Source organism: Cyclobacterium plantarum, assembly GCF_011290685.1.
Classification (GTDB): Bacteria; Bacteroidota; Bacteroidia; order Cytophagales; family Cyclobacteriaceae; genus Cyclobacterium; species Cyclobacterium plantarum.
On record NZ_JAANYN010000006.1, the window covers coordinates 429,222 to 436,473 of the forward strand.

Genomic DNA, 7,252 nt, shown 5'->3' on the forward strand with positions numbered 1-7,252 from the left:
GGCAATTTTAAAGTGATATATTGAAACCAACAGTGACAATTCTAGGCATAGGTGTTAGCCCTGATTCCGGATCCCAACCTGGCCAACTGGAAAAGGTGTATAAGTTTCTCACGGATCCAAAGACCCTTAAATTTTGCATGTTATAGCGTTGGGACAGTGCATTCGGAACATTATAAGAAAGTGAAAAATCCTGGATTCTTACGAAAGAGGAAGATTTATAGGGCATGACTCCTCCGCCAAACGGAGAATCGTTGACACTCAGCCTGGGATAATCATTGGTCCTGTTGTCAGGGGTCCAGTAGGGGTAATTGGCTGTACTTCTTCTGTCAAAGGTAGACCATCCCGCTACAGAGGGAGAAAAAGCCCTCATGTGTCCCAGATCAGCTCTGATAAAAAGGGAAGCCGTAAAATTCCTAAGAAAAGTCACATCATTTCTAAATCCGATTCTGTGCCTTGGTTGGCTGAATCCAATAAACCTTTTATCCTGTAAAGCCTCATAAACACCATTGCCATCTACATCAGTGGCTTTTATATCTCCGGGACTAAGGTTGTATTCAGCAGCTTCCTGAGCCTCTTCCACCTGCCAGGTACCCAAAATATCATAATCCCAGACCACATCTATGGGCTGACCTATAAACCATTCATTTTCAAAATCAGGTATTTCACCAGAGATTGTCTGTCCTTGAAGGGTATATTCACCTGTGTCTCCAAATAAAGAAATGATTTCATTCCTGTTCATGGAATAATTGATATTGGTCCTCCAATTAAATCCAGGTCGGTTGATCACTACCGCTCCCAGGGTGGCCTCAAAACCCCTGTTGGCCAACTCTCCTATGTTGGTGGTCACATTTTCGAATCCCGTAACCCTAGGCAAAGAGCGGTCTACCAACAGGTTCACCGTACTCATGTCATAATAATCCAAGGTCAGATTGATACGATTGGCCAATATTCCGATATCAAAGCCAAAATTATAAGATTCTGTTTCCTCCCATGAAAGCCCCGGGTTGGAAAGCGTAGATGTGAATATTCCCATCTGAACCTGAGATCCATTATAATATTGATTGCTCCCCATTTGGGCAAATGAAGAATATGGGCCAATATCCCGGTTACCGTTTATTCCCCAGGACAACCTCATTTTAAGTTGGTCAATCAAGCTTGAATTGTAAAACGCTTCATCTGAAATTTGCCACGCAAATGCCAATGCAGGAAATATGGCCCTGGGGTTTTCCCTACCGAAGGCACTGAAACCATCCCTTCGTATGGAGCCTGTAAACAAATATTTTTCCTTCAGCGTGTAGTTTAACCTTCCCATTAAACCTTCTCCGGTATAGGTAATATCGTCTGTTTCGATCGTTGGATCGCCTCCAAACTGCATCCCATGGTACCCTAGAATAGCACTGGGTAGAAAGGTTTGGTTGGCCATGCTCGAACTGTATATCCTGTTTTTTTCCAGGTTGTACAAGATGGTGACATCAAAATTGTGAATACCGAATGTTTTATTCCACTTCAGCAGGTTATCTACCATCCATTCGTAAGTATTGGATTCAAACCGGGTTGCCCTTCCTCCGGCATAATCCTGTCCTCCTACAATGGTCTCAGGAGACCAGTAATTGTAATCCCTTATGCTTTCGATCCGGGGTTGGTAAGAAGACCTGAAAGTAATGCCAAATGGGAGTTTGAACTCGGCAAACAAGGTATTGAAAAAATTATTCCGCTTGTGAAATCTATCCTGTCCCAGGTAATTGATCAATGGATTTTGACCGCCGATATAGCCATGAGGAAACCATTTTATAGATCCATCTTCCTCATACATTTGGGCATATGGACCTGTTTGGTACATCCCTGTCAAATTGGCCTGAACCACGCTTTCATCCCTGGAAGAAAACTGGGAATTCAAACCCACTTTCATCCAATCAGTCACCTCGAAATCAAAATTGATCCTGGAACGGATCGTGGAAAATTTATCTCCCACAATAATCCCCTCATTGTCCAGGTATCCCAAAGACCAGTAATATTTGATTTTTTCTGTACCGCCTCCTATACTCAGGTCATATTCCTGCCGCATACCGGGCTTCATCACTTCATTCCTCCAATTGATGGTTTCTCCGGCCAGATAGGCCTCCACTTCATCCGGGAAAAAATTCAACCTGGAAAGCCATTCTCTGGTGTTATCAGGATTGGGATTGTTATTAGATGCCCTCCACTGCTCCAGGGTAACGCCCTCAGGCAATTCTTCGGGATTGAACCAATGGTAATCCGGCTGGGCCTGGCCCAGTGTCCTGAAATAATCTCTTCGAAAATCAAGATAGCCCTGCGGACCTCGAACGGCAAAATCATCATTTGTGGGTCCGGCCACCCCCAACTTGGTGGTGAAATTAATGGTAGGTGCCCCTGCTTTACCTCTGGTGGTCGTCACCAGGATCACCCCTGAAGCAGCCCTGGCACCAAATACCGCTGCCGAACTGGCATCTTTGAGAATATCCACGGATTCAATATCATTGGGATTAATATCCCGAAGACTTCCGTTAAAAATCACCCCATCCAAAACCACCAGTGGTTCGGTACCTGCACTCAGGGAAGTAGGTCCCCTTACTTCCAGCGAACTCCCTCCTGCGGCAGAAGTCCCCTGATTGGCATTGAACCCTGCAACGGTTCCCGCCAGCATATCTGTTAGCTGCACATTGCTTTGGTTTTTAAAAGATTCGGGGTCCACCCTGACGACAGACCCGGTAAGGTCACTTTTCTTAACCGTTCCGTACCCAACGACCACTACCTCTTCCAACTGTGCCTGATCGGCGACAAGGTCCACATTGATGGTAGTTCGGTTGCCTACCCTTATTTCCTGAGTCAAATACCCTACAAATGAAAAAATCAATTCCGAATCTTCATTCGGAACCCTGATGGAATAAGAACCATCGATATCGGTTACCGTTCCCAAGGACGTCCCTTTTATCAAGATATTAACTCCTGGTAAGCTTTCTTTGGTAGAATTATCGAAAACCTGACCGGAAATTTGCTGCCCTTGCTGGGCGGTAGCAATATTACCGGAAAACCAAAATAAGGCTATGGCAAGAAGGTAATAAACCAAGACTTTTGGAGGCTTTTGAGGTTTACCCCATTTGCAAAAGTCCGACAACCTTTTCTCTGAATTGTTTTGTGATCTGTAATTTTGCTTCATGATGTAGTGCGTTAAAGGATCAATGATTAAAAGCTATTTTGGTATGGTGGGTATTCTTTACGTGTACGTTACCTTAAAAATAAAATTTTATTGGGCAACATCAAAATGTTTAGGATCTATTCATTATAGAAAATTTATAATTTTTAGCTTCCTTCAAACATGGCTGATAAATTCATGCAATAAAGAATAATATTTGATTTAAAAATACCGCTCAAATTGAGGTTCTACTTAGAAAAAATATACCATGAATAATAATTACGATAAGGTATGCAAAATTTTAGATTTGGGACCAATGCACCAAGCACAATCCGGGAAAATGCAGTTTGGCCACGTGTCATTCAAAAAGTCAAATAATCAAGATCTTCTTATTTTAATGGTGAAAAATCACCATATTTAAATCATTTACTACCGGCACCTGTTACCTGAACCTTACAGTTTCACTAAAATAGGTTTTATAACCTAAAACTTCTGTTAGCGTAAAACCTCAGGTTCCGTTATTTATCTACTGGTCCTGAATCAAAATGAAATTAAATTCTCCGCCAATTTGATTTGCCAATTGCTGGATTGGAATTTCACAACTGTTACCCTTTGTTGTATCAATTTTATTCCGGACAAGTTTAGTCTGAGTTTAAGTTTTTTTGTCGAACTTTATATTCTAACCAAATCAAAAACCTATGAAAAAATTAAATGTAATTTTTGCTGTATTCATCTTCCAGTGTGCAATGGGGCAAGCCCATGCACAAACTACCATGGAAGAATTTATGGCCAAATGGGAAAATAGCCGCGCCTTTACCCTGGAAGCCATAGAAACCATGCCGAACGATTTATTGGATTACAAACCCCACGAATCAGCCATGTCATTTAAAGAACAGATAACCCACATTGGGGGAGCCATGGCTTCTATTTGTCAGGGCTTTTTAATGGGTGAAGAAATGGGCTTTGACCATAAAGTAGAGCCTCAAACCAAAGAACAAATGAGTGCTTTCATCAATCAATGCTATGATTATGGAAAAAAAACCATTGCCTCCCTCAGTCAGGAGGAGATGGAAGAAGAAATTGATTCATTTGCAGGTAAAATTACCCGCCGCCAGATGGTGGGTCTTGTGGACGACCACACCACACACCACAGGGGAGCGGCCATTTCCTATATCCGCGCCAACGGCATCCAACCTCCAGCCTTCAGGGGCCTTTAGGTCGTTAAATGAAAAAAACCCGAAAGGGGATAAGTTTCCTTTCGGGTTTTCTTTCTATTTCAATACCAAGCCTACCTTAATTCATACCCATATAGTCCACGGCCAGTTGGCTCAATGCCCTGACCCCCAACACAAATCCGCTTTCATCCAGGTAAAAATCCGGAGTGTGGTGAGAGGGGGCTGTTTCCGGGTCTGCATCTGCCGGCATTCCGCCCAGAAAAATAAACAAGCCAGGTTTTTCCTTTTGGTAAAAGCTAAAATCTTCTGCTCCAGTCACCGGATCATGTAACCAAACATTATCCTTTCCGGCTACCTTTTCCAGGCTTGGTAACATCATAGCTGTCAATTCGGGATCATTAAAGGTGACGGGATACATTTTTTTTATGTTTATCTCTGCAGTGGCGCCGGCACTCTCTGCAATATTTTCCCCGATTTCCCTGATTCTCCTGTGAATAAGCGTTTGCTGGGCTTCACTGTAAGTCCTGATCGTTCCGATCATTTCTACTTCCTCCGGAATGATATTGTGCCTTACTCCGCCATGGATGGCACCAATGGTGACTATGGCAGGGATTTCTATGATTTTCACATTCCGGCTAACAATGGTCTGCAAACCCATCACGATTTGAGAAGATGTTACGATAGGGTCAATGGAAGACCAGGGATAGGCACCATGCGCCTGTCTGCCTTTGACCTGAATTTCCAGATTGTCCACTGCGGCCATGGAGGGCCCGGGCTTATATTTAATAACTCCCACAGGTGTTTGTGAATTGATATGCAAGCCAAAAATAGCATCCACATCATCCATTACTCCCTCTTCTACCAACTGTTTGGCTCCCCAGCTTTCCACTGTTTTGTCCTCCAATCCCTCTTCAGCCGGCTGAAATATAAATTTGACCGTTCCTTTAAGGTCATCCTTCATGCCCGCCAGCACCTCTGCTACGCCCATCAGGATGGCCACATGGGAATCATGCCCACAGGCATGCATCACCCCCGATTCCTGCCCATTGTAATTGGTGGTAACCTGAGATTTGAAGGGCAAATCATTGCGCTCAGTTACCGGTAAAGCATCCATATCCGCCCTGATGGCCACAGTGGGACCGGCTTGACCTCCTTTCAAAACTCCGACAACACCGGTCACGGCCAGCCCTTCGGTCACATCCATACCTAAGCTCTTCAGGTGATCTGCCACAATGCCGGCTGTTCGGGTTTCTTCATTGCCCAGTTCGGGATGCTCGTGAAAATCCCTTCTCCATTCAATGACTTGCTGCTCCACAGCCATTGCATTCTTGTTGATCCGGTCCTGTAATCCGGACTGCGCATGTGCCAGGGGAAAAGAAAAAAGGAATAGTATGGTTAATGTAATTTTGTTCATCGGTATTGGTTTTCGTTGGAATCAAATTTAATAAGTTTCGCCTGCCAATGTTAATTATATTATGAATTATTCCAGCCAGATAAATTGAGTGAACGCACCATTGGCCGCTACGTCCCATACTTCTACTCTCCAATGCTATTAAGTTAAGAAAAAAATGCCCTTAGCGCCAAAATAAAAGCCGATTTTCCTTATAAAAACCGGCCCGCTTTAAATAACTTAAAGCTGTCTTAAACACATTAACATTCAGGCACAAAATACCAACCAAACACTAAAGGATATATCTTACGGTTGTCCGAAAAAAAATTCTGTAAATTTTATTCCCGTGGAAATCAAAACGTTTACTGTTCGGATCCTGCTCATTTTTTCAGAACTTCCCCACTCCACTTTCAAACTGTTGTGCTATCAATACTCCATCTGTTCAAGGGTTCCGTAGAATTTGACAGTGCAAAAGTACTTTCTCGGTTAGAAAAGGAACCGGTCACAGGCAGGGCTTTCTGTCAAGCGAGATACAAAATTGACCCGGTATTCTTTTCCGACCTTTGTTATATCTGTTCAGAAGCTTACAATCGCTTATCTACGACAAGTTGGAAGGGATACCGGGTTCTTGCCGGAGATGGCAGTACGCTAAACTTGCCCACTTCCAGGCAGATTATGGGAAATTTCGGTGTAGTTTCCAACAATCCAAAAAAGTCCCTTGCCCGAATATTCCTTGATTATGATACAATTACAGTGGGAAACAGCTGGAAGGTTGGATCCAGGGTTGGTTTGCGCCTCGATGGCAGTTCTTGATACCGGTGAAACCGAATTTCTGGTCAGCAGCCCGGTCGCTTTGGAATCATCCAAAACCAAAGATCTGGTGAAACTTTATGGAATGAGATGGGGTGTGGAAGAAGGGATCAAGAATCTTAAACCATAAATTAAATTGGAAGAGTTCGGCTGCAGGAAACCCGAAAACATCTTTCAGGAGTATTATTCCCATGTGCTTGTGATGAATATGGTATTATTGGCTGGAATCGCCGCTTCTGTAGGAAAAAAGAAGAATACAAAAAATAGAAAATGGGCATATAAATACAATTGGAAAAATGCTTTTGGACAGCTCAGAGCAAGCATGGTAGAGCTATTCAGCACAGAATGTTCCGGAAAGCTGCTGACAGCACTTGAAGATAAAATCACCTTATCGGTGATAGCCAGTAAAAAAGGCGTGTTGGGCAGGTCGGCCGTGCGGTCAAAAAAAATATTGTGGCACGGGGGTCTTACCCATCCACATATTTTCAAGGGCTTGGGTATTTCTTAATTTATCCACTACGACACCATATAACACCCTCTCGAAAAACTAATCCCTTACCGCATTATAATACAATTAAAAATTCATTAATTAAATTTAAATAATGTTGTCTATCTAATTAAAATTGTTTTTTCAAATATTAATTAATTGAACTAGGCGTATGATAAATAAAATTCTTTGTAAGGGTATGGTGGTTTTTCTACCATTCTTTTCATGAGGTTTTC

General features: G+C 42.9%; 5 protein-coding genes. 3 read left to right on the plus strand and 2 right to left on the minus strand.

What is annotated here, in order from left to right; genetic code table 11:
- Positions 1-7 precede the first annotated feature (7 nt).
- Positions 8-3,178 (minus strand): SusC/RagA family TonB-linked outer membrane protein, encoded by a 3,171-nt coding sequence (locus G9Q97_RS16165; protein ID WP_166148601.1) that lies wholly within the window; start codon positions 3,176-3,178, stop codon positions 8-10.
- 674 nt (positions 3,179-3,852) lie between these two features.
- Between G9Q97_RS16165 and G9Q97_RS16170 the strand changes: the two genes are divergently transcribed.
- Entirely contained in the window at positions 3,853-4,371 is a 519-nt protein-coding gene (locus G9Q97_RS16170; RefSeq protein WP_246255726.1) for a DinB family protein, read from the plus strand.
- Positions 4,372-4,447: 76 nt separating this feature from the next.
- On the opposite strand, the gene G9Q97_RS16175 is transcribed toward G9Q97_RS16170, so the two are convergent.
- Positions 4,448-5,743: an amidohydrolase gene (locus G9Q97_RS16175; protein WP_166148603.1), complete on the minus strand. Its 1,296-nt coding sequence runs from the start codon at positions 5,741-5,743 to the stop codon at positions 4,448-4,450.
- Between the two features lie 715 nt (positions 5,744-6,458).
- Here G9Q97_RS16175 and G9Q97_RS16180 point away from each other — a divergent pair.
- Together G9Q97_RS16180 and G9Q97_RS16185 are read left to right on the plus strand one after the other, a co-directional pair.
- On the plus strand, positions 6,459-6,659 hold the full coding sequence (locus G9Q97_RS16180; RefSeq protein ID WP_166148605.1) for a hypothetical protein: 201 nt from the start codon (positions 6,459-6,461) through the stop codon (positions 6,657-6,659).
- Positions 6,660-6,665: 6 nt separating this feature from the next.
- On the plus strand, positions 6,666-7,037 hold the full coding sequence (locus G9Q97_RS16185; RefSeq protein ID WP_166148606.1) for a hypothetical protein: 372 nt from the start codon (positions 6,666-6,668) through the stop codon (positions 7,035-7,037).
- Positions 7,038-7,252: the final 215 nt, after the last annotated feature.